General features: G+C 58.9%; 20 protein-coding genes. 5 read left to right on the forward strand and 15 right to left on the reverse strand.

The window, feature by feature from the left end; translation table 11 throughout:
• Position 1: 1 nt before the first annotated feature.
• The 7 genes from waaA to CFBP5473_RS12350 all read right to left on the reverse strand — a co-directional run bounded on the left by waaA (position 2) and on the right by CFBP5473_RS12350 (position 7,786).
• Positions 2 to 1,318: a lipid IV(A) 3-deoxy-D-manno-octulosonic acid transferase gene (gene waaA, locus CFBP5473_RS12320; protein ID WP_027673902.1), complete on the reverse strand. Its 1,317-nt coding sequence runs from the start codon at positions 1,316 to 1,318 to the stop codon at positions 2 to 4.
• A gap of 213 nt (positions 1,319 to 1,531) precedes the next feature.
• Complete coding sequence (locus CFBP5473_RS12325) at positions 1,532 to 1,768, reverse strand: DUF4170 domain-containing protein (RefSeq protein WP_027673901.1); 237 nt, start codon at positions 1,766 to 1,768, stop codon at positions 1,532 to 1,534.
• Between the two features lie 68 nt (positions 1,769 to 1,836).
• Entirely contained in the window at positions 1,837 to 2,643 is an 807-nt protein-coding gene (locus tag CFBP5473_RS12330) for a 3'(2'),5'-bisphosphate nucleotidase CysQ (RefSeq protein ID WP_027673900.1), read from the reverse strand.
• 92 nt (positions 2,644 to 2,735) lie between these two features.
• Entirely contained in the window at positions 2,736 to 4,082 is a 1,347-nt protein-coding gene (locus CFBP5473_RS12335; protein ID WP_027673899.1) for a TldD/PmbA family protein, read from the reverse strand.
• 90 nt (positions 4,083 to 4,172) lie between these two features.
• Positions 4,173 to 5,003, reverse strand: coding sequence for a patatin-like phospholipase family protein (locus tag CFBP5473_RS12340; protein ID WP_051441158.1), 831 nt, complete (start codon positions 5,001 to 5,003; stop codon positions 4,173 to 4,175).
• Between the two features lie 232 nt (positions 5,004 to 5,235).
• The gene (gene rsmD, locus CFBP5473_RS12345; RefSeq protein ID WP_027673898.1) at positions 5,236 to 5,793 is read right to left on the reverse strand and encodes a 16S rRNA (guanine(966)-N(2))-methyltransferase RsmD; all 558 of its coding nucleotides are present in this window, start codon (positions 5,791 to 5,793) and stop codon (positions 5,236 to 5,238) included.
• Positions 5,774 to 7,786, reverse strand: a complete 2,013-nt coding sequence (locus CFBP5473_RS12350) for a pseudouridine synthase (RefSeq protein ID WP_027673897.1) — start codon at positions 7,784 to 7,786, stop codon at positions 5,774 to 5,776. Before CFBP5473_RS12350 ends, rsmD begins: the two co-directional genes overlap by 20 nt.
• Before the next feature lie 71 nt (positions 7,787 to 7,857).
• Between CFBP5473_RS12350 and CFBP5473_RS12355 the strand changes: the two genes are divergently transcribed.
• Positions 7,858 to 8,310 (forward strand): nucleoside deaminase, encoded by a 453-nt coding sequence (locus tag CFBP5473_RS12355; RefSeq protein WP_027673896.1) that lies wholly within the window; start codon positions 7,858 to 7,860, stop codon positions 8,308 to 8,310.
• Positions 8,311 to 8,577: 267 nt separating this feature from the next.
• Here CFBP5473_RS12355 and CFBP5473_RS12360 read toward each other — a convergent pair whose 3' ends face one another.
• From CFBP5473_RS12360 to chrA, 5 genes are all read right to left on the reverse strand, one after another.
• Positions 8,578 to 9,210, reverse strand: coding sequence for a hypothetical protein (locus CFBP5473_RS12360; RefSeq protein WP_027673895.1), 633 nt, complete (start codon positions 9,208 to 9,210; stop codon positions 8,578 to 8,580).
• A 227-nt stretch (positions 9,211 to 9,437) separates the two neighbouring features.
• Positions 9,438 to 12,419, reverse strand: a complete 2,982-nt coding sequence (gene ileS / locus CFBP5473_RS12365) for an isoleucine--tRNA ligase (protein WP_027673894.1) — start codon at positions 12,417 to 12,419, stop codon at positions 9,438 to 9,440.
• A gap of 252 nt (positions 12,420 to 12,671) precedes the next feature.
• Positions 12,672 to 13,652: a bifunctional riboflavin kinase/FAD synthetase gene (locus tag CFBP5473_RS12370; protein ID WP_027673893.1), complete on the reverse strand. Its 981-nt coding sequence runs from the start codon at positions 13,650 to 13,652 to the stop codon at positions 12,672 to 12,674.
• A gap of 23 nt (positions 13,653 to 13,675) precedes the next feature.
• On the reverse strand, positions 13,676 to 14,524 hold the full coding sequence (locus CFBP5473_RS12375) for a TIGR01459 family HAD-type hydrolase (RefSeq protein ID WP_027673892.1): 849 nt from the start codon (positions 14,522 to 14,524) through the stop codon (positions 13,676 to 13,678).
• 91 nt (positions 14,525 to 14,615) lie between these two features.
• Positions 14,616 to 15,944 carry a chromate efflux transporter gene (gene chrA / locus CFBP5473_RS12380; RefSeq protein WP_027673891.1) on the reverse strand — a complete coding sequence of 443 codons (1,329 nt, stop codon included), beginning with the start codon at positions 15,942 to 15,944 and terminating at the stop codon, positions 14,616 to 14,618.
• Between the two features lie 168 nt (positions 15,945 to 16,112).
• On the opposite strand from chrA, the gene groES reads away from it, so the two are divergent.
• From groES to CFBP5473_RS12400, 4 genes are all read left to right on the forward strand, one after another.
• Complete coding sequence (groES, locus tag CFBP5473_RS12385) at positions 16,113 to 16,409, forward strand: co-chaperone GroES (RefSeq protein WP_027673890.1); 297 nt, start codon at positions 16,113 to 16,115, stop codon at positions 16,407 to 16,409.
• Between the two features lie 78 nt (positions 16,410 to 16,487).
• A complete protein-coding gene (groL, locus tag CFBP5473_RS12390; RefSeq protein ID WP_027673889.1) occupies positions 16,488 to 18,122 on the forward strand; it encodes a chaperonin GroEL in 1,635 nt (544 codons plus the stop codon).
• A gap of 128 nt (positions 18,123 to 18,250) precedes the next feature.
• Entirely contained in the window at positions 18,251 to 18,994 is a 744-nt protein-coding gene (locus CFBP5473_RS12395) for a hypothetical protein (protein ID WP_136954355.1), read from the forward strand.
• Between the two features lie 139 nt (positions 18,995 to 19,133).
• The gene (locus CFBP5473_RS12400; RefSeq protein WP_027673887.1) at positions 19,134 to 19,580 is read left to right on the forward strand and encodes a DoxX family protein; all 447 of its coding nucleotides are present in this window, start codon (positions 19,134 to 19,136) and stop codon (positions 19,578 to 19,580) included.
• A gap of 51 nt (positions 19,581 to 19,631) precedes the next feature.
• Here CFBP5473_RS12400 and CFBP5473_RS12405 read toward each other — a convergent pair whose 3' ends face one another.
• The 3 genes from CFBP5473_RS12405 to CFBP5473_RS12415 form a co-directional block, all read right to left on the reverse strand.
• A complete protein-coding gene (locus CFBP5473_RS12405; RefSeq protein ID WP_027673886.1) occupies positions 19,632 to 20,042 on the reverse strand; it encodes a GFA family protein in 411 nt (136 codons plus the stop codon).
• A gap of 145 nt (positions 20,043 to 20,187) precedes the next feature.
• The gene (gene hisG / locus CFBP5473_RS12410) at positions 20,188 to 20,886 is read right to left on the reverse strand and encodes an ATP phosphoribosyltransferase (protein ID WP_027673885.1); all 699 of its coding nucleotides are present in this window, start codon (positions 20,884 to 20,886) and stop codon (positions 20,188 to 20,190) included.
• Positions 20,883 to 22,004 carry an ATP phosphoribosyltransferase regulatory subunit gene (locus CFBP5473_RS12415; RefSeq protein WP_027673884.1) on the reverse strand — a complete coding sequence of 374 codons (1,122 nt, stop codon included), beginning with the start codon at positions 22,002 to 22,004 and terminating at the stop codon, positions 20,883 to 20,885. Before CFBP5473_RS12415 ends, hisG begins: the two co-directional genes overlap by 4 nt.
• Positions 22,005 to 22,006: the final 2 nt, after the last annotated feature.

Here is a 22,006-nt window from a genome sequence, read left to right on the forward strand (position 1 = left end):
ATCAGCCCATGGCCACGCGCGGTTGCAGCTTTGCCGAAACCGTCAGCGGGTTGATGTAAGGTTCAAGCGCCTTTACCGTCAGGGACAGAGCGCCGCGCATTTCCTGAATGACCTTGCCACCGGCGTCGATCATCTTGTAGCGCTCATTATCGTTGACGAGCAGGTAATGCACCGCCTTCGCCAGCATCTCCACATCGCGAATGATGCGACCGCCGCCGGAGCGGAGCAGTTTCTGATAGGCTTCGCGGAAATTCTGCACATGCGCGCCGGAGAGAACGGCGCATCCCAGCATGGCGGGCTCCAGCGGATTCTGCCCGCCTTCAGCGGTCAGCGAGCGGCCCACGAAGGCAAGCTCGGTCAGGCGAAGATAAAGACCCATTTCGCCGATGCTGTCGCCAAGGAAGATATCCGTTTCAGGCGTAATAGCGTCGTTGCGGCTTCTGCGCGCCACCGTCAAATTCATGCCCCTGAGCATGGTCTCGATCTCGTCCGCCCTTTCCGGGTGGCGCGGAACGATGATGGTCAGCTGCCCGTCACGCGACTTGATGGCCGAATGGACGGTCGCTGCCGCCTTTTCCTCACCATCGAAGGTGGAGATGGCAGCCCAGGTCTTACGATTGCCGATCTGGCGGCAATAGTGATCGAAAACTGCCTGATCGAATGGTGGCGGATCGGTATCCCCCTTCAGGTTACCGGAAATGACCACCGGCCAGGAACCGAGATCGCGAAAACGCTCCGCATCCATATCCGACTGGGCCACGACCAGAGCAAGCTTGCTGAACAGGGCCTCGGCAAAATCCGAATGGTTCTTCCACCGGTCGAAGGAGCGATCCGACACACGTGCATTGACGCGGATTTGCGGAATGTGCCTGCGCTCAAGCTCCATCATCGTCACCGGCCAGATTTCGGATTCTGCGGTAATCGCCGCATCCGGTGTCCAGTAGTTCAGGAAGCGATTGACGGAAATCTTTATATCCAGCGGCACATATTGATGGATGACATCATCGCCCAGACGCGTCCGGCTGAGCTCGGCGGAGGTAACGGTGCCAGTGGTCAGAAGCACATGGATATCGCGCTTGCGGATTTCACGGATCAGAGGGATGAGAGCCAGCGTCTCTCCCACGCTTGCGGCGTGAAACCAGACGAGCGGCCCGCGCGGACGCTCCGCACTTGAATAGCCGAAGCGCTCCAGCCGTCTGCGCTTGTCTTCCTTGCCCTTGGCTGCGCGGTAGGAAAGATAGGGGCGGGCAAAAGGATAGGCGGCAACGCCTGCAATCCGGTAACCCGAAAGGGCGAAACGGGCGATACGGCTGTTCATGATATGCTGCCCTCGATCATTTCGCGCAATGCTTTTCCCCTATTATCTTTATCGTCGCCTACTTCTTATGAAAATGCGTCTTTTTTTGTTACAGGGTGGAATTTGCACGGCAAAAAATGCGCCGAAATCCACATGTTGTGCGCTTCCCTAGAGGGACTCGCACAAGCTCTGGTTTTTTCCAGCTATAGTACAAAGGAAGTAGGAAAGCAGCGATTATTTGCTTTCAGGATCGAGAAGACGGTGCATATGCACTATAAAATAACGCATGTGAGCGTTATCCACCGTCTGCTGGGCCTTGGACTTCCATGCACCGAGTGCCGATGCGTAGTCGGGGAAGATACCGACGATGTCCAGAGCCTTGAGATCGCGAAACTGTACATCCTGAAGATTATCGAGTTCGCCACCGAATACGAGGTGGAGAAGCTGTTTCTGGTTAGCGCCTTCAGTCATCGTCTAGTCTCTTCTTTTTCGTGTTGTAGTCCCAAGAGGCCTTCATCTGCTGGATTTTCCGGCAAAAATCAACCTCTGGAAGACCTGTTCAGCTGCTTGAGCAAAGTTGGCAGAAGGTGGCCGGTGGCAGCGCAGAGCGCGCCATGCTTGACCTGCCGCCGATTGTAGACCAACGGCTTGCCCTCGAGGTCCACCAGTTGACCGCCCGCCTGCTGCAGAATGAGATCCGCCGCCGCCAGATCCCAGTCGTGCGAATTGGGCAGCACCAGTGTTCCATCGATGCGCCCATCCGAGACCATGGCGAGCCGGTAGGCGAGCGACGGAACATGCGGAATGCGCCTGACCGATGTTTTGAAATCCTGAGGCAGCCTCGCAATCACATCTTCAGGCGCGGCAAGCTGTATCGATCCCTCGTGATCCGCAGCGACGGCCAACGGCTTTCCGTTCTTAAGCGAGCGCTGGCCGGGTAACGCCGTGAATTCCTCCTGAAAGGCGGGGGCAACGAGCGCTGCGGCAACCGGCCTGCCCTTATGAACGACGGCCACGCTAACGCACCACGTATCCTTGCCATTGATGAAGGCGCGTGTGCCATCGATAGGATCGACAACGAAAAGCGTATCTCGCGACAGCCGGTCGTCGTCATCCGTTGTTTCTTCGGAAAGCCAGCCATAATCCGGGCGGGCCGAACGAAGCATTTTTTCGAGAATATCGTTGGCCGCATAATCGGCAGCGCTGACCGGCGAATGGCCGCCATTCTTCCACCAGACTTCCGGGTCCTTGCGGAAAAATTGCAGGGCAGTGCGGCCAGCTTCGCGAGCGGCATCCAGAACAAGTTGTAGATCGGAGCGCCAGTCGGCCCCAGCAAGATCAGCCATTATCTCGTCGTTCTGCGCGGTTTCGCGCATATTATTGTCAAGCCATCACTTGCGCATGATGCGCAAGTGAAAGCAACCGCCGCGAGGGCATATCACCGTCCCGCGATCGTCATGCCTTCAATGGCAAGCGTGGGTGCGGCAACGCCGTATTTGCGGTCGATATCGTTCGCGGGCGTAACCCGCATGAACATGTCCTTGAGATTGGATGCGATGGTGACCTCCGAAACGGCGAAAGTCTTCTCGCCATTTTCGATCCAGAAACCGCTGGCACCACAGCTATATTCACCAGTGATCATATTGGCGCCGTGGCCGATCAGTTCGGTCACATAGAAGCCGGTGCCAACCTGGCGGATCAAATCTTCCGGCGAGATATCGCCGGGTTCCAGCGCAAGGTTGGTGGATGCGGGCGATACGGAGGTACCGCCGCGCACGCCGCGACCGTTGGTTTCCAGGCCGATTTCACGCGCGGTAGAGGTGGAGAGGAACCAGTGCTTCAACACGCCGTCCTCGATCATCACCATCTTTTCCCCACGCACGCCTTCACCATCGAAGGGGCGTGAGGACGGGCCGCGCACGATCTGCGGATCGTCGGTGATGGACAGGCCTTTCTTGAGGATTTGCTGGCCCATCTTGTCGCGCAGGAAGCTGGTCTTTCGGGCAACGGACGCACCATTGATCGCGCCCGCGATGGAGCCGACGAAACCGCGTGCGATGCGCGGATCGAAAACCACCGTGACGTTGCTGCCGGTATCCACCTGACGTGGGTTGACGCGCTGAACCGCCCGCTCGCCTGCACGGCGGCCAATCTCTTCCGGCGCATCGAGATCGGCAAAATAGAGGCGGCTATCATAGTCGTAGTCGCGCTCCATCTTGGTGCCTTCACCCGCAATGACGCTGACGGAACGGCCAAAACGGCTGCCCATATAGCTGCCGGAAAAACCATGCGAGGTGACCAGCACGAGACCGCCCATGCCGCTGGATGCACCGGCACCGGAGGAATTGGAAACGCCCTTCACCGCCAGCGCTGCCTCCTCGGCAGCCAAGGCCGCTTCGCGAAGCTGATCCGCCGAGACCTCGGTCGGGTCGAAAAGCTGCAAGTCCTCATAGGTCGTTGCCAGCCGTTCCTTATCCGCAAGGCAGGCATAAGGGTCTTCCGGCGAAACCTTGGCCATGGCCACGGCACGCTCTGCCAGCGTCTTCAGGTCGAAGCCGGGATTGGCCGATACGCTGGCGACGCGTTTTCCCACGAAAACGCGCAGAGAGAAATCGTCGCTTTCGGAAGATTCCGTACTCTCGACCTTGCCGAGGCGAACGCCGACGGATTGCGAGCGAGACCGCACGATAACGGCATCCGCCTCATCGGCGCCTGCGCGGCGGGCCAGATCGACCAGTTCACTTGCACGTTCGAGAAGCTTGGAGGAATCGATTTCTGAGGACATGAGAAGGCCTTTCGTTGACCTTCATTTATTGTGCAGCCTCTGCCGCATCAAGGCCAAAGCGGTATTTCACCCGCATTTGACTGCGCGACTTCAGATATCCAGTCCTCGCCCGCGATGAAACAGCTCAATCTGCATATCGATCTGGCGCTTCAGATCGTCCTTGATACCATCCGATTCATTCAGAACCTCATGAGCTTTGAGGAAATCCAGCACCCGGAAACGGTTGACCGGCGGGCGCAGGAAGATATGCGGCGGGCGCATGCGCAGCTTCAGGCCGATAGCGGATTGCATCATCAACTGGCTGGCACCGAACAGGCTTTCGATCCGGTTCGGCATGGTGGTGCCATCGCCTTCCGGCCCGCCAACCACATCCACGGCAATGACGATATCGGCGTCATCCAGCAGATGCTCGTAAGGCACGGGATTGAAGATGCCGCCGTCGATCATGATGCGCTCATTCATGCGGATGGGCATGAACAGTGCCGGAATGGCGGAGGATGCGGCCAGCGCCTGCCTCAGATCCCCGCTTTCGCAGATCACTTCCATCTGCGCGTAATAATCCGTTGCGATAACCTTCAGCGGTATGCCGAGTTCGGCAAAATCCCGTGGCAGCGCCGAGGGCAGAAGCGCATCGAGAATGAGTTCGAGATTGAATTGCCCGAGCCGAAAGCCGAAGGCGGCGTGGCGCATGGAGGCGGGGCCAAGGCTCCAGAGCCTGTTGGCGACACTGCCCTTCTTGCCCATGAGCTCCAGCGTATATTCGCGGATTTCCTTGCCGCTCATGCCCGCTGCCATGCCAGCACCCATGATGGAGCCGATGGAAGCACCCGCAATCGCGCTGGGGCGAATGCCCAACTCGTCCATCGCCTCGATGACATTGATGTGGCAGATGCCGCGCGCGCCGCCACCGCCAAGCGCCACGGCAAAGGTGGGGTCGCTTCGTTCCGGGGCCGTCTCTTTGCGTTTACGTTTCTTTTCGGAAAGCTTCTTTTTCTTCGCAGCCACGAGAACAGCCTCATTTCCTGTCATTCGTTCGCATGGCTCGAAGCACCGCGAACGTCATCCTGGAAATGGCTCTATGACACAAAGACGACAGGACAGTGACGTGCGCGAAGTTGCATGTCACTGTCCGTGTTAAGGAGCGCTGTTCTGATCAGGGCTCGTAGCGATAGAAATGCATCTTCGTGTCGCCGAAAGTGCGGCTTTCCAGCAGCTTGAAAACGGGATCGACAGCGATGAGCGCATCGCCCTGCTCTTCCAGAATAGCGAGCGCGCCGGGCACGAGCCAGCCGCCCAGATGGGCCGCCTGAAACGCCTTTTCGCCATGCCCATAGCCATAGGGGGGATCGGCAAAAAGCAGATCGAAGGGCTCGATATTGTTGACGCCGCCAAGCTTGGTGGCATCGCGGCGCAAAATTCGTGCGCGGCCATGCAGGCCCAGCGCATCGATATTCTCCCAGAGCAGACCCCTGCCCTCGACGCCGTTTTCCACGAACAGCGCCACCCGGCAGCCGCGCGAAAGCGCTTCGAGGCCAACCGCGCCCGTGCCTGCGAAGACATCCAGAATGCGGGTGCCTTCCAGACTTTCAGGATAAGCGTGGCTCAGAATGTTGAAGAGGCTTTCACGCGTCCGGTCGATTGTGGGCCTGATGGCATTCGATTTGGGAGCGGCCAAAGTACGGCCGCGAAACTCACCGCCTACGATCCGCATTACGCGTCATTCCCTTACCGCCAGAAGGCTTGCCACCGGAAGGTTTACCGCCGGGGCCGCGTCCACCGCCATTGCCCGGACCTTTGCCACCCGAACCCTTATTCGCGCCGCCCTTGCCGCCGAATCCACGACCGCCGGCACCGCCTTCGGAGCGCTCACCGCGAGGCTTGCCGAAGCCCGGCTTGCCACCGGCAGGCTTGCCGCCAAAGGGCTTTGCGCCACGCGGTTTGTCGCCGAACGGACGCTCGCTACGTGCGGGACGATCACCATCCTCACGCGGTTTGCGGTCGCTGAAAGGACGTTCGCTGCGGGCCGGACGATCCCCGAAGGAACGCTCAGCCCGAGGGGAACGGTCACCTTCTTCGCGCGGCTTGCGATCACTAAACGGGCGATCTCCACGCGCTGGGCGGTCGCCGAATGATCTGTCGCCACGCGCCGGGCGATCCGAGCGGTTCTGCCTGTCGCCGAAAGAGCGCTCGCCGTCTTCACGTGGCTTACGGTCGCCAAACGGACGATCCCCGAACTTGCGATCTCCGCGCGGCTTATCGCCGAACGAACCGCGAGATGGGCGGTCGCCTGCTTCGCGTGGCTTTCTGTCACCGAAGGAACGCTCGCCGCGTTCACCGCGACCACGTACGCCACGATCATCTTCCTTCGGCGAATCGGAGCGAATCCAGCTGCCTTCATCGTCATTATGCTTGACAATGGCGCGGCGGGCTTCAGCCTGTGCCGACGGCTTCTTGAACAGGCTTTCCGCTTCGGCGCGGGCCGAAAGCTTGCGGGCCTTTCCATCGCGTGTGGGCTTGGCGCCGGGCGCCATCCAGACATTGGCGGTGCGGTTGCTGCCGAGCGGCGGGCGCTTCGGGCCGCGATCATCCGCCTCGTCCTCATCCCGGCCCTTGGACGCAAACTTTCCGGCAGGCTTGGCGCCGAATTTGCCTGCGGGCTTGTCGGAGCGCTTGTTATCGAAGCGGCCAGCGGGACGTTCCGCGCCATCGCGCGATTTGCGTTCGCCGCTGTCCTGTTTGCCCCATTCGGCCTTGGCTGGCTTTGCAGGCGCTTCTTCTTCGTCCTCTTCGACCTTGTGGTCGTAGATCGGCGCATCGAAATTCGCGCCCGCTGCCTCGATCAGACGAGGGCCGAGCTGGTCGCGCAACATGCGTCCGCGCACCTCGATGACCTGACCTTCCGGTAGATCGCCAAGCTGGAACGGGCCGTAGGAGATACGGATCAGGCGGTTCACTTCGAGACCGAGCGCGCCGAGCACGTTTTTGATTTCGCGGTTCTTGCCTTCGCGCAGGCCCATGCTGATCCAGACATTGTGGCCCTGGGTGCGGTCGAGCGTCGCATCGATTGCGCCGTAAAGCACGCCGTCCACGGCAATGCCGTCCTTCAGCTTGTCAAGCGCTGCCTGATCCACCTCACCATGGGCGCGCACGCGGTAACGGCGCAGCCAGCCGGTGGTCGGCAGTTCCAGCACGCGCGACAGACCGCCATCATTGGTCAGCAGCAGCAGGCCTTCGGTGTTGATATCCAGACGACCGATGGACAGCACGCGCGGAAGCTCACCCGGCAAATTGTCGAAGACGGTCGGGCGGCCTTCCGGATCGGAATTGGTCGTCACCAGACCGGCGGGCTTATGATAGAGCCAGAGGCGTGTGCGCTCGGCACCACGGATCGGCTGGCCATCCACCTCGATTTTGTCATCGAGGGTGGCGTTGACCACCGGGCTTTCAAGCTTGACGCCGTTCAGCGAAACGCGGCCTTCCATGATCATGCGCTCGACATCGCGGCGTGAAGCCACGCCTGCGCGCGCCATGATTTTGGAGATGCGCTCGGGTTTCCCTGCTGCCGTTTCTACAACGGGTGCATCCGCCTTTTCCTTGAAAGGCTTCTTTTCACGGGCCTCGGACGGCTTTGCCGATGATTTCGGCTTGCCGCCCCGGTCGAATGTCTTGCCACCAGCGCGCTTCGGCTTGTCTTTGAATGTCATTTGTAGTTTGCCTGTTGTTTGCCGTGTCCTATCAGGTCACGCGGCACTGGTTAAGAGGAAATTGCAGCAGAATGGCCGAAACGACGCATTTCATGGACCTGGCGCTTGCCGAAGCGCAGGCAGCCGGTGAGCGGGACGAGGTGCCGATCGGTGCCGTGCTCGTTTACGAGGGCCGTGTGATCGCCCGTTCGGGCAACCGCACCCGCGAATTGAACGACGTCACCGCCCACGCCGAAATCGCCGTCATCCGCATGGCCTGCGAAGAATTGAGCCGGGAACGGCTACCCGGTGCAGACCTCTACGTCACGCTCGAACCCTGCACCATGTGCGCCGCGGCAATCTCATTCGCCCGCATCCGACGGCTTTATTACGGTGCGAACGACCCCAAGGGCGGGGCCGTGGAAAGCGGCGTCCGGTTCTACAACCAGCCAACCTGCCACCATGCGCCGGAAGTCTATTCGGGTATCGCCGAAGTGGAGAGCGCCGAGATTTTGCGCGGTTTTTTTCAGGGGAAGCGGGAGTGACGAAGACGAAATAGGCGGGCGCCCGTGACATACCCCTCACCTGAAAAATCTATGACTTAGCTAAAGCTAAGATCATGATTTTTCTTCCTCTCCCACAAGGGTAGAGGTAAGGCGCCGCACCATCTCCACTTCATCTTTAACGCTGAGATAAGGTAGAACGGCGCAGCGGATTTATCTCTCCCCTTGTGGGAGAGAAAGCAATTTCAACATCTTAGCGTCAGCTAAGTGTTAGAAATTGCAAGTGAGGGGTTTGCGTACCTCTCAACCTTACTGGAACGGATTCCACCAGCTCTTGCCGGTTCCGGCCATTGCGGCGTTCTTCTTGCGCTCTTTTTCCTTCTTCAGTTCCGGCTCGCCCAGATCGGCGAGTTCGTCCTGAGGAACGTTGCGGTATTCGGCGGGTGGGTCGGTCAGGTATTTGCGCTGGTTGGAGTTCACGATGGAACCGCCCTTTGCGTCCTGTTTAGCCTTGCGGAAGGCTTCCCACTTCTGGCTTTCGGTCATCTGACCGTTGGTGCCGTTACCGGCCAGCAGAGGAGAACGATAATGCGGATTATCCTTATTCTCATCTGCTTCCTGCCGCAGGCGCTCACGCGCTTCTTCCGGCGTTTCCGGCCATTGCGGGTTGGTCTCGCGGTTGGCGAGGCTCTGCTGCGGCTGGGTCAGCTGTTCGGCGCGGGCCTGTGCAGGCACCACGAGGCCAGGGCGCGGATTGTATTTCAGGTTGCGCTTGCTCTGATCGCCGGTAATGGACGTGGCGTTGCCAAGGTCATCCACGAGCTGTTCAGCCGAGGTTTTGCCCGTTCCATAGGTGGGGCTGGTGCACGCGCTCAGCGCCAGGCAAGCGAAGGAAATGCCCGCAACGGTGCGATACATGCGAAAACTCTGCGTCATGCTCATTGAAACCCTTCCGCCCCAGAGCGTCATCCCGTCTTGAAAAACGTGTCGAAGCCGCTCTTCATATTAAAACTACGCATCGTGCCCCTCGAAAGCCTTTTCGACTCTCGTACCCGTGCTGTAGCCGTCCCGACGACCGGCAGCATGCATTGATGCTTAATTCCGACCATTTTCAGGCAGGTTTACCGGATGAACGGCGAAAGTGCAATTCATCCGGCCATTTTCTTGGTTCAGGCTGCAAGCTCGCGAAGCGCTGCGGCATCGCGGGCGGAGACATCCGGGTACTGTGGATCGGAACCGACGTCCGTCGTGATCCGCCAGGAACGGGCGCATTTCTGCCCTTCCGCCAGCTTCTGCTCCACGGAGACATTCTGCACGTCACCCAGACGGAACGCATCCGCCGGGCCTTCACCCGCCACCACCGAGATGGCCGAGGTGATGCAGATTTCCGCGAAATCCTGACCTTCCAGCGCTGCCTTCAGCTCCGCATCGTTGACGTGAACGACCGGTGCTGCCTCCAGCGAGGAGCCGATACGCTTTTCGCGACGCTCGACTTCCAGCGCGCCGGTCACGACGGTACGGACCTTGCGGATCTTGTCCCATTTGGCATCCACCGCCGGGTTGCTCCACTCCGCAGGCACTGCCGCGAACTGAACCAGATGCACCGATTCCGCATCCGGGTAACGCGAGAGCCACGCCTCTTCCGTGGTGAAAGGCAGCATGGGCGCGAGCCAGGTGACGAGGCAGTCGAACAGCTTGGCGATGACATACAGCGCCGAGCGGCGCTTCAGCGAAGACGGTGCATCGCAGTAGAGCGCATCCTTGCGGATATCGAAGTAGAAGGCCGAAAGCTCGACATTCGAGAAGTCCACCAGCGCGCGGGCGATCTTTTTGAATTCGAAATTGTCATAGCCTTCGCGCACGACCTTATCGAGCTCCGTCAGGCGGTGCAGCACCAGCTTTTCCAGTTCCGGCAGATCGTTGTAAGCGATCTCCTCGCCCTCATAATGGGCGAGCGTGCCGAGCATCCAGCGGATGGTGTTGCGCAGTTTGCGATAGGAATCGACGTTGGTCTGGATGATCGTCTTGCCGACGCGAAGGTCGTCCGCGTAGTCGGAGGTCATGACCCAGAGGCGAAGGATATCCGCGCCCGCGTCCTTTATCACTTCCTGCGGGGCAGTAACGTTGCCCTTGGACTTGGACATCTTCTCGCCCTTCTCATCCATGGTAAAACCATGGGTGACGACGGCGTTGTAAGGCGCGCGGCCACGCGTTGCGCAGCTTTCCAGCAGCGACGAATGGAACCAGCCGCGATGCTGGTCGGAGCCTTCCAGATAGACATCGGCAGGCCACTTCAGGTCCGGGCGGTCTTCCAGCGTGAAGGTGTGCGTGGAGCCACTGTCGAACCACACGTCCAGGATGTCCATGACCTGCTGCCACTTGGCGTGATCGTGGTCATTGCCCAGGAACCGTTCCTTGGCGCCTTCCGCAAACCATGCATCCGCACCTTCGGCCTCGAAAGCTTCAAGAATGCGGGCATTGACGGCCTCGTCCACCAGAACCTCGCCCTTCTCATCGGCAAAGACGGCGATTGGAACGCCCCAGGCGCGCTGGCGCGAGAGCACCCAGTCCGGGCGATTCTCGATCATGGCGCGCAGACGGTTCTGGCCACCGGCTGGCACGAAACGCGTGTCATCGATGGCGGACAGCGAACGGGAACGCAGCGTGGTGCCGTCGCCAAGTTCCTTGTCCATATAAACGAACCATTGCGGCGTGTTGCGGAAGATGACCGGCTTCTTGGAGCGCCAGCTATGCGGATAGCTGTGCTTCAGGCGGCCACGGGCAAACAGGTTGTTGGCCGCGATAAGCGCCTTAATGACACGCTCATTGGCATCGCCCTTCTTGCCGTTATCGTCCATGACGCGCGCGGCGCCACCTTCGGCGGATGGGCCAAAGCCGGGTGCGTCTTCGGTGTAGAAACCGTCATCGGCAACCGGGAACGGGATTTTTGACGAGATGCCGCGGGCCTCGATTTCACGAGCTTTGGACGTCCACGCATCAAAGTCTTCGCGGCCATGACTTGGCGCGGTGTGGACGAAGCCGGTGCCTGCGTCATCGGTGACGTGATCGCCATCGAGAAGCGGCACGACGAAGTCGTAACCGAGGTCAGCTAGTGGGTGGGCACACGTGATCGCGCCAAGTTCATCCGCAGCGACTGGACGAACCAGTTTGAATGTCAGCTTCGCTTTCTTAGCTGCTTCATCTGCAAGCTTCGTCGCAAAGATCAGCTTTTCGCCGGGCTGCGGGCCGAAATCGTTCTCAGCGCTTTCGACCTCATAGAGACCATAGGGGAAGCGCGAAGAGAAGGAGATGGCGCGGTTGCCGGGGATTGTCCATGGTGTTGTCGTCCAGATGACAACCGAGGCACCCAGCAACTCGTCACCTAGCTTCGCCGTCGCAACAGCTTCTGCCTCCATCTTAGCGACGTCCGCCAGACCATCTACTCCGCGCAGCCCAGTTGAACGCCACGCACGTTTCACCGGGAACTTCACCCAGATCATGTCGCTCTCGACATCCGCATACTCGACCTCGGCCTCAGCCAAAGCCGTGCGCTCAACGACCGACCACATCACCGGCTTCGAGCCGCGATAGAGCTGGCCGCTCTTGGCGATCTTGAGCAGTTCGCCAGCGATGCGCGCTTCGGCGTGGAAGTTCATGGTCGTGTAGGGGTTTTCGAAATCGCCTTCGATGCCGAGGCGCTTGAACTCCTCCGACTGGACCTTGATCCAGCCAGCGGCAAACTCGCGGCATTCCTTGCGGAATTCGTTGATCGGAACCTCGTCCTTGTTCTTGCCCTTGGCGCGGTAGGCTTCCTCGATCTTCCATTCGATAGGCAGACCGTGGCAGTCCCAGCCGGGAACGTAGTTCGAGTCAAACCCGCGCATCTGGAAGGAGCGCGTGATAACGTCTTTCAGGATTTTGTTCAGCGCGTGGCCGATATGGATATTGCCGTTGGCATAGGGAGGGCCATCATGCAGCACGAATTTTTCGCGCCCGGCGGCGGAGGCACGGAGCTTCTTGTAAAGGTCCATCTGCTGCCAGCGCTTGACCAGTTCCGGCTCTTTCTGCGGAAGGCCAGCGCGCATGGGGAAATCCGTCTGCGGCAGGTAAAGCGTTGACGAATAATCGATTTTTTCTGCGGTGTCGTTCATGATCATACCGTTATGCGGCGCCCTCGAAAGGTCGCGCCGTCTTGAGTGCAAGATGGCAAAAGCGGAGAGCGCTTACAACAAGCGCCAAAATCCCGGACCTTCCGGCTCTCAGAGCGGGCGGAAGGCCGGGCCAATAATTCGGGATATGAACGTCGACCGATATTGGTGCATGACGATTGTTTATGTGGTTTCCAGCCAAAAAGGAAGGATTTTGTTTGCAGACGTCTGCAGACAAATCCAACAAAACAGACATCAGAACGCGATCTTGGCGTCAACGTCGTTCAGAGGCGTGACGCCGGAAAGAAGCGCCCTCGCCTCTTCGTCATCGCGCTTGATCTGCGCGACAAGCGGCTCCAGCCCGTCGAACTTCAGTTCATCGCGCAAATGGCCGAAGAAGGACACGGAACAGACTTCGCCGTAGAGATCGCCGCTGAAATCGAAAACATAGGTTTCGAGAAGCGCCGCACCATTTTCCGTCACCGTTGGGCGATAGCCGAAGCTTGCCACGCCATCGTAAAGCGTGCCATCCGCCCTGCGGAAGCGCACGGCATAGATGCCGGGCTTCAGTTCCGTTTCCGGGGGCAGCGCCATGTTGGCGGTGGGGTAACCCAGCGTGCGGCCAAGCTTCTGCCCGCCGATCACTTCCGCCTCGACCGTGTAGCGATAACCGAGCAGGCCAGCCGCGCCGACGACATCGCCTTCAGCCAGATGTTGGCGGATGCGGCTCGAGGAAATCACCTCGGCACCCTCATCGCGAAACGCATCGACCAGCGTCACATCGAAACCGTGACGGCTGCCCGCCTCCATCAGAAACGCCGGACCGCCTTCGCGGCCTTTGCCGAAGTGGAAATCGAAGCCGGTCACCACGCCGCTTGCGCCCAGCCAATCCACCAGCACCGCCTTGACGAAATCTTCCGCAGAACGCTGCGAGAATTCCCTGTCGAAGGGATATTCGATGACGGACTGGAAGCCTTCCGCTTCCAGAAGCCTTGCCTTCAGCGGCGCGGGCGTCAAACGAAACACCGGCGCGTCGGGCTTGAACACCGTGCGCGGATGCGGCTCGAATGTGAGCACAAGCGCCGGGACGCCGCGCGATTTTGCCAATTCCAGCGCACGATCCAGCACGGCGCGGTGGCCGCGATGGACGCCATCGAAATTGCCGATGGCAACCACGCCGCCCTTCAACTGGGCGGGCAGCGGTTCTTTCATCTCGTTGCGGTGAAAAACGGTCATGATAGCCTCTAAGCCAGAAAACCTTAAGCTAGGCGGGGCATCCACCAGCCGGGCGCGGCATTCTGGCTCTTCAGATAGGTGTTCAGCAATGCCTCGTCAGTCTCGCCGTTCAGCGTATATTCCGCCGCATGGATGCCGCCGCTGATATAAAGCAGGTTGAGACCAGCGGAAATCGCGCCCTTCACATCGGTCGGCATGCCGTCGCCGATGGCGAGAATACGGTCCTGCTGCAGCTCGCCGCGCACTTCCTTTGCCGCGGCAAAGCAGGCCTCGTAAATCGGCGCGTGCGGCTTGCCAGCGATACGGATTTCGCCGCCGAGCTGTTCGAAATAAGCGGCCATCGCACCCGCGCATGGAATGATGCGCTCTCCGCGTTCCACCACCAGATCCGGGTTGGCGCAAATCATCGGCACGGAGCGGGCAACGAAGCCCTTCAACATTTCGGTGTAATCTTCCGGCGTTTCGGTTTCGTCATCGAAGAAACCGGTGCAGACCACCGCTTCTGCCTCCGTCTCGGAAACCACTTCGACATCCAGCCCGTCAAACAGCGGCAGGTCGCGTTCCGGCCCCAGCAGGAACACCGTTTTCGGCCCCTGCGCGATGAGATCACGCGTCACGTCGCCGGAAGTTACGATACGATCATAGGCCTCATCCGGCACGCCAAGCGCACGCAGCTGCGGGATGACGCCTTCCGACGGACGCGGAGAATTGGTGATAAGGACCACCGTTTTTCCAGCCTTGCGCGCCTCTGCCAAGGCAACGCCCGCCGCTGGAAACGCCGATACGCCATTGTGCAGCACGCCCCACACATCTGAGAGAATAACGTCGAATTGGTGGGTAATTTCGCCAAGGGTGGCAATGCGATGGGCCATTCAAAGCTTCCAGCTATTTCGTGATTGCAAGGTGTGACATCGCAAAGGGCGATGGCGATGGCAAGTGAAAAAGACAAATGATGGCCTTTGTTCAAGCGAGCCAGAGCCGCACGAGACCCGCCGCGATGCAAAGGCCCAGCACCGGCACCATGCCAAGCTTCAAGCGAAACAGCATAACTGCCGAGACGACGAAAAGGCCGAGTGATGCGAGATCGAGCGTCTGCCACTGCGGCAGCGAGATGCCCAGATTAATCGCAGGCAAAAGCTCGACGCGATCCACCTTGCCGAACAGCACATGCAGCCCGAACCAGACCGACAGATTGAGAATGACGCCGACCACCGCACCGGTGATGGCCGCAAGCGCACCGGACAAAGCCGCGTTGTTTCTCAGCCGCTCCACATAGGGTGCGCCGAGAAAAATGAAGATGAAGCTGGGAACGAAGGTGGCCCATGCGGCAATGCTTGCCCCCAGCACGCCCGCCAGCAGAGGCTCAAGACCGCCGGGGTGCCGGAATGCCGCCAGAAAGCCGATGTAGGAAAGCACTAGCACCAGCGGGCCGGGCGTCGCTTCGGCAAGGGCCAAGCCATCCAGCATCTCGGTTGCCGTCATCCAGCCATGGGTTTCCACCACCACCTGCGCGACATAGGCCAGCACGGCGTATGCGCCGCCGAAGGTGACGACCGCAAGCTTTGAGAAGAAGCCTTGCAGATCGACCAGCGTTTGCGGAGCAGCGAATAGCCAAGCCAACAGCAGGGGAATCTGCCAGATTGCGACACCGACAAGAGCGCCGCCGAGCCGCCTCTTCAAAGACAGCATTTTTGGCTGATCGTCAGCAACGGATGCTTCAGGCGTCTGCCTGCCCCTCGCCCTTAAAAAACCTGCGATACCTGCAACAAGAATGACCAGCGGAAACGGCACCGCGAAAAAGAATAGCGCCACAAAGGCCGCCGCCGCAACGCCGACGAGAAAGCGGCTGGTCAAAGCCCGTTTTGCCACGCGCAGCAATGCCTCGATGACGATGGCCAGCACACCCGCCTTCAGGCCGAACAGCAGCGCAGGCAGCCAGTGCGTATCCTGATAAAGCGAGTAAGCGGAAGCAAGCGCAACGATGACGAGGAAGCCGGGCAGGGTGAACAGCGTTCCGGCAATGATGCCACCGCGCCTGCCGTGCAGCAGCCAGCCCGCATAGGTCGCGAGCTGCTGCGCCTCCGGTCCCGGCAAAAGCATGCAGTAGTTCAGTGCATGCAGAAACCGTTCTTCGGAAAGCCAGCCTTTCTCATCCACGATCACACGGTGCATCATGCCGATCTGCCCGGCGGGTCCCCCGAAGCTCAACAGGCCGATGCGGGCAAAGACGAGCGTCAGTTCGGAAAGAGAAGGATCGGTGGATGAAGTTTCGGAACGCAAAAAATCTGTCATGCAATCGCAGTAACCATTTTACATGAAATTTTTCCGACAGGCCGTTCTTGACTCCGCCAGAGGGCCTGCTTATCTCCGTCTCGCTAGCACTCGGCAAATGAGAGTGCTAACATCCATCCAGGCGGGTCGTTTCGATCCGCAAGTGTCATTTGATCGAGGGAATAGACAATGGCAAGCACAACTTTCCGCCCACTTCATGACCGCGTCGTCGTTCGTCGCGTTGAGTCCGAAGCCAAGACCAAGGGCGGCATCATCATTCCAGACACCGCCAAGGAAAAGCCGCAGGAAGGCGAAATCGTCGCTGTTGGCTCCGGCGCACGTGACGAGTCCGGCAAGGTCGTCGCACTCGACGTCAAGGCTGGCGACCGCGTACTGTTCGGCAAGTGGTCCGGCACGGAAGTCAAGCTCGACGGCGAAGACCTTTTGATCATGAAGGAATCCGACATCATGGGTATCATCGGCTGATTTTCGGCTGAACCCGTCGCATCCTTTTAATTTCAAGCCGGACCCCGTTCCGGCCATTCGAAACCAGGAGTTTTGAAAATGGCAGCTAAAGAAGTAAAATTCGGCCGCAGCGCACGCGAAAAGATGCTGCGCGGCGTTGACGTTCTCGCAGACGCAGTAAAGGTAACGCTCGGCCCGAAGGGTCGTAACGTCGTTATCGACAAGTCCTTCGGCGCACCGCGCATCACAAAGGACGGCGTTTCCGTTGCCAAGGAAATCGAACTGGAAGACAAGTTCGAGAACATGGGCGCACAGCTCGTTCGCGAAGTTGCTTCCAAGACCAACGACATCGCTGGTGACGGCACGACCACGGCTACCGTTCTGGCGCAGGCTATCGTTCGCGAAGGTTCCAAGGCAGTTGCTGCCGGCATGAACCCGATGGACCTGAAGCGCGGTATCGACCTCGCTGTTGCAGAAGTCGTCAAGGACCTGCAGGCAAAGGCGAAGAAGATCAACACGTCCGAAGAAGTTGCACAGGTCGGCACGATCTCTGCAAACGGCGAGCGTCAGATCGGTCTCGACATTGCTGAAGCAATGCAGAAGGTTGGCAACGAAGGCGTTATCACCGTCGAAGAAGCCAAGACCGCTGAAACCGAACTCGAAGTCGTTGAAGGCATGCAGTTCGACCGCGGTTACCTGTCGCCTTACTTCGTGACGAACCCGGAAAAGATGATTGCGGACCTCGAAGACGCATACATCCTTCTCCACGAGAAGAAGCTTTCGAACCTTCAGGCCATGCTGCCAGTTCTCGAAGCTGTCGTTCAGACCGGCAAGCCGCTCGTCATCATCGCTGAAGACGTGGAAGGCGAAGCTCTTGCTACGCTCGTCGTCAACAAGCTGCGTGGCGGCCTCAAGATTGCTGCCGTCAAGGCTCCTGGCTTCGGCGACCGCCGCAAGGCCATGCTCGAAGACATCGCGATCCTGACCGGCGGTACGGTTATCTCCGAAGACCTCGGCATCAAGCTCGAAAACGTCACGCTCGACATGCTTGGCAAGGCGAAGAAGGTTTCGATCTCCAAGGAAAACACGACGATCGTTGACGGTTCGGGCCAGAAGTCCGACATCGAAGGCCGCGTCGCGCAGATCAAGGCCCAGATCGAAGAAACCTCTTCCGACTACGACCGCGAAAAGCTGCAGGAACGTCTTGCAAAGCTCGCTGGCGGCGTTGCCGTTATCCGCGTTGGCGGTTCGACGGAAGTCGAAGTGAAGGAAAAGAAGGACCGCATCGACGACGCTCTCAACGCGACGCGCGCTGCTGTTCAGGAAGGTATCGTACCGGGCGGCGGCGTTGCCCTGCTGCGTTCCTCCACGAAGATCACTGCCAAGGGTGAAAACGACGACCAGGAAGCTGGCATCAATATCATCCGCCGCGCTCTGCAGGCTCTGGTTCGCCAGATCGCAGACAACGCAGGTGACGAAGCTTCCATCGTTGTCGGCAAGATCCTCGAAAAGAACGAAGACAACTACGGCTACAACGCTCAGACGGGCGAGTATGGCGACCTGATTCAGCTCGGCATCGTCGACCCGGTCAAGGTTGTTCGCACGGCTCTGCAGAACGCAGCTTCGGTTGCTTCCCTGCTGATCACCACCGAAGCCATGATCGCCGAGCTGCCCAAGAAGGACGCTCCAATGCCTGCAATGCCAGGCGGCGGCATGGGCGGCATGGACTTCTAATCAGTCCATTCCGATTGGAACACGAAAGGGCGGTCTTCGGGCCGCCCTTTTTCGTTGTGGTAACTTTAAACACCCTATAGCGCATAGCGAGCTAAAATCAAAATACGCAACCAAAGGGTAAGCGCTACGTGTCGCAAATAGAGTCGGAAGCAATATATACTAAAGTCTCGCCGTCTTTTTTATATGGAAGATTGCTTCTGGTTTGTGCGGCGGTGTTGTTGTTTGCCACAGGATCATGCGCGTACGACATCATCAATCTGCCTACGCCAACTCCGTCAAACAACATCTATTTTGTTTCTACCTTGCTGTATTTCACGGTCTTCAGTTCCCAATCACTAATTCTTGTCATCTGCTTGAAGTACTTCGGTAAATTATTCGATGCTCCACCCGCTGGTCATGAGCAGCGGAAATGGGATTTCACGGACTGGGTTCTGAAAAACCCCTATGCTGCGGTCATTATTGGTCCGCTTGTATTTATCTCACCATTTCTCCTCATCTTCGGCCTTTCCGGTATTGTTTTTACCTTTGTTGTCGGGGTTGGATTTTACGTAACGCCTCGACTGTTGACGAGAGGTCCTATCGGTTACGCTCTATTTCTAGGAATATGGCTGGCTAGTGGATGGACGCTTTCGATACTCTTTTCCGGTGCACCCAACATAAAAGAGTGCGTGGGTGACAAGGCTGTCCCACTTCGATCTGGTGAGCTGGTGTCTTGCGAAACTTACATCGTCATTGAAAAAGCTAAGGGTTTGCTCATCGCATACAGCCAATCTTCTAGATTTGTACCGTTAAAGGACCTCGCGCCATATGAGATCGAGTCACTTGGGCCTGGCAGTTGGTTAATTCGGGGCGGGATAAGGCCATATCAATGAGCTAGCACGCATTCATTGTCCACAAATATTGAACAAACAGTCTTCTTCCGTTTATCTTTCGTCAATTCAATAAATCCGGCACAACCGTCTCCAGAAATTCATCGCGGGCTGAGATCGCCCCTCAAACGGAGACACGTCCATGTCCAGCAGCCAGAATGCACTCGTGCTCGTCGCACGTATTCTTCTCTCCTTCATTTTCATCTATTCCGGCTTCGGCAAGCTGGCCGATCCTGCTGGCACGGCTGGCATGATTACCGGCGCTGGCCTTCCTGCCGCGACGGCTCTCGCCTATCTCGCAGGCGCCTTCGAACTCCTGACCGGCCTTGCCGTACTCGTCGGCTTCCAGACGAAGCTTGCCGCTTTTGCGCTGGCTGCTTTCTGCGTATTCACCGGCCTCGTTTTCCACAGCGGCACGGTTGCCGTTCCTGGCTGGCCTGATGCGGCTCTCGGCTGGATCAACACGCTGAACGGCATCATGCTGATGAAGAACATCACGCTGGCTGGTGCTTACATTCTGCTCGGCACTTTCGGTGCTGGCGCTTACTCCATCGATGCCAAGCGCGGCGTTGCTCTGGCCCACGCTTAATCGACCAGACGCATAGAGTTGATGAGACCGTCGGAGCGATCCGGCGGTCTCTTAATTGGTGAAATCCTTTGGATAGGCAGGCAGAGTTTCGATTTCGTCCAGCCATTCCGCCTTCGAACGGGTCCAAATCTGCGCACGAGGCTTCAATTCGGAGCGCTCGTTAATCGCGCCCCATCTGATGCCCCAGTTGTCGTCTTCTACTTCCGCGCTGGTGAAAAGCGGCGATCCGCAGTCTCCGCAGAAGTGCTGATGGCGCATATTGCCGTTATCGCCAGCTTTGCGGTAGATTTTCGGCACGCTGCCCGTGAGCTTGATATCGGAGCGTTTTGCTAGAAGTGTCACGCGAAACGGTGAGCCGCTCAGGCGCTGGCAATCGGTGCAATGGCAAATGCCAACCTGATGCGGGTCCGCCTCCGCCTCAAATCGAACATTGCCGCAGTGACACTGGCCAGTAATGCGCATGGCTTCCTCCCTACAGAGCATTTCAGCATTTCTTCGAAACGCAAAAATACTCTGACTTCTTGCTTTGGCGCATTGTCCGGACGCAAAACCGCTACGCACTTTTGCTGGAAATGCTGTAGAGAGAAAGCATAGAGCAATTCCGATCTCAGCCAAGTGCCTTCTGGACACGCGAGACAATCTCGCTCACCACAGCATTGCCCTCATGCTCTGCCTTGCGCGCACGCACGAAGCAGGCTTCCGATTTCAGGATGATGCCATCCGTCAAAATCTTGAGGTGGTTGGCCTTGAGCGTCGAGCCGGTGGAGGTGATATCGACGATGATATCCGCCTGCCCTGCCGCTGGCGCACCCTCGGTAGCACCAAGGCTTTCCACGATGCGGTACAGCTGGATGCCGTGCTGGCGGGAGAAGAACTGCTGCGTCAGCCGCCAGTATTTCGTGGCGATGGCCAGACGGCGGCCATGGCGGGCGCGGAATTCCGAGGCGACATCGCCAAGATCGGCCATGCTGTCCACATCCAGCCAGATTTCCGGCACGGCGACCACGACATCCGCGTGGCCGAAGCCGAGGCGGGCGCAGAACTCGACGCGGCGGTCCACATCGCTCAGGTCTTCGCGCACGAGGTCTTCGCCGGTCACGCCGAAATCCACCGTACCATTGCCGATTTCGCGGGCGATTTCGGAGGCTGAGAGGTAGGCGATCTCAATATCGTCACGGCCTTCGACGCGGGCGCGGTAGGAGCGGTCGCTGCCGATGGCAGTGACCTTCAAGCCAGCCCGTTCCAGAATTGCCGAGGAATCTTCCTTCATGCGACCCTTCGAGGGCAGCGCGATGGTGATGGTCATGCGTTGTTCCTCGCAGCTTCGATGCGGTCCAGCCAGAGCGAAAAGCCGACAGCGGGAATATTGTCCGTCGCGCCGAGAAGCGTCATCAGCCGGTCGAACCGTCCGCCACCGGCCAGCACCGCCGCCTGCCCCTGTTCGGTGATTTCGAAAACGAGGCCGGTGTAATAGTCCAGCGGACGACCGAAGGCCGCGCCATAGGTCACGGCATCGAGATCGACCCCGCCATTGGCAAGGGCTGCGACGCGCTTATCGAAATCCGAAAGAGCGCCGCTAAGCTTCAGCTTCGCCTTTTCGGCAAAGTCGGACAGCGTTTGCGATGCCTGTGATAGCGGAGCCTGAAGCGCCAGAAATTGCTTCAGAAGCTGAAAACTGTCATCCGGCAGGCGCGTTGCGGCCAGCGCCAGCTTTTCGCGCAGGCGGCGGGCGATTTCCTGTGGCGGACGGCTGGCATTGGTGGAATAGCCGGTTTCCTGCATGACGCTGTCGATATAATCGACCAGCACCTTTTCCTCACCCGTGGCCAGAAGGCCGGCAACGCGGGCATCGAGCCCCGTCATCGGCTTGGGGCTAACGAGGCTTTCCAAGAGAGCATCGAGATGCGCCGTATCGCCAAAGGCATGCACCATGCGCTTCTGCCAGCCGAGTGGCAGGCCAAGGGCCGCGATAACGGCCTCGAAAACCTTCTGGTCGCCCAGCTTGGTGGAAAGCGCCCGGCCCGGCAGCAAACGGTTGAGAATGCCAATCGCATCTCCGATCGCCCGCGCATCGGCAGCGGCTACATCCGTATCGCCAAGGTCTTCTATACCGGCCTGATAGAACTCGTTCGCCCCATCGCGGCGCTGGCGGAATACCTCGCCCAGATAGGCATATCGCTTCGGCGTGCCGGTTGCCGTTTCGATATGGCGAAGGCAGACGGGAATGGTAAATTCCGGCCTCAGACACAGACTCTCGCCCGTTTCGCTTTCGGTCAGAAATATCCGCCGACGCAGATCCTCACCCGCCATATCCAGAAACGGCGCGGCAGGCTGAATGACCGGCGTGTTTACCCGCGCGGTCTTGCGCGCAGCAAACTCTTCCAGCAGCTCTCCGGAAAATTCCGGCATGTCGATCAGGGGCATGG

Source organism: Agrobacterium larrymoorei, from assembly GCF_005145045.1.
Taxonomy (GTDB): domain Bacteria; phylum Pseudomonadota; class Alphaproteobacteria; order Rhizobiales; family Rhizobiaceae; genus Agrobacterium; species Agrobacterium larrymoorei.

Coding starts and splice junctions, on each gene's coding strand:
- waaA (WP_027673902.1), bottom strand. CDS start 1,318: ATGAACAGCCGTATCGCCCGTTTCGCCCTTTCGGGTTACCGGATTGCA.
- CFBP5473_RS12325 (WP_027673901.1), bottom strand. CDS start 1,768: ATGACTGAAGGCGCTAACCAGAAACAGCTTCTCCACCTCGTATTCGGT.
- CFBP5473_RS12330 (WP_027673900.1), bottom strand. CDS start 2,643: ATGGCTGATCTTGCTGGGGCCGACTGGCGCTCCGATCTACAACTTGTT.
- CFBP5473_RS12335 (WP_027673899.1), bottom strand. CDS start 4,082: ATGTCCTCAGAAATCGATTCCTCCAAGCTTCTCGAACGTGCAAGTGAA.
- rsmD (WP_027673898.1), bottom strand. CDS start 5,793: ATGCGGATCGTAGGCGGTGAGTTTCGCGGCCGTACTTTGGCCGCTCCC.
- CFBP5473_RS12350 (WP_027673897.1), bottom strand. CDS start 7,786: ATGACATTCAAAGACAAGCCGAAGCGCGCTGGTGGCAAGACATTCGAC.
- CFBP5473_RS12355 (WP_027673896.1), top strand. CDS start 7,858: ATGGCCGAAACGACGCATTTCATGGACCTGGCGCTTGCCGAAGCGCAG.
- CFBP5473_RS12360 (WP_027673895.1), bottom strand. CDS start 9,210: ATGAGCATGACGCAGAGTTTTCGCATGTATCGCACCGTTGCGGGCATT.
- ileS (WP_027673894.1), bottom strand. CDS start 12,419: ATGAACGACACCGCAGAAAAAATCGATTATTCGTCAACGCTTTACCTG.
- CFBP5473_RS12370 (WP_027673893.1), bottom strand. CDS start 13,652: ATGACCGTTTTTCACCGCAACGAGATGAAAGAACCGCTGCCCGCCCAG.
- CFBP5473_RS12375 (WP_027673892.1), bottom strand. CDS start 14,524: ATGGCCCATCGCATTGCCACCCTTGGCGAAATTACCCACCAATTCGAC.
- chrA (WP_027673891.1), bottom strand. CDS start 15,944: ATGACAGATTTTTTGCGTTCCGAAACTTCATCCACCGATCCTTCTCTT.
- groES (WP_027673890.1), top strand. CDS start 16,113: ATGGCAAGCACAACTTTCCGCCCACTTCATGACCGCGTCGTCGTTCGT.
- groL (WP_027673889.1), top strand. CDS start 16,488: ATGGCAGCTAAAGAAGTAAAATTCGGCCGCAGCGCACGCGAAAAGATG.
- CFBP5473_RS12400 (WP_027673887.1), top strand. CDS start 19,134: ATGTCCAGCAGCCAGAATGCACTCGTGCTCGTCGCACGTATTCTTCTC.
- CFBP5473_RS12405 (WP_027673886.1), bottom strand. CDS start 20,042: ATGCGCATTACTGGCCAGTGTCACTGCGGCAATGTTCGATTTGAGGCG.
- hisG (WP_027673885.1), bottom strand. CDS start 20,886: ATGACCATCACCATCGCGCTGCCCTCGAAGGGTCGCATGAAGGAAGAT.
- CFBP5473_RS12415 (WP_027673884.1), bottom strand. CDS start 22,004: ATGCCCCTGATCGACATGCCGGAATTTTCCGGAGAGCTGCTGGAAGAG.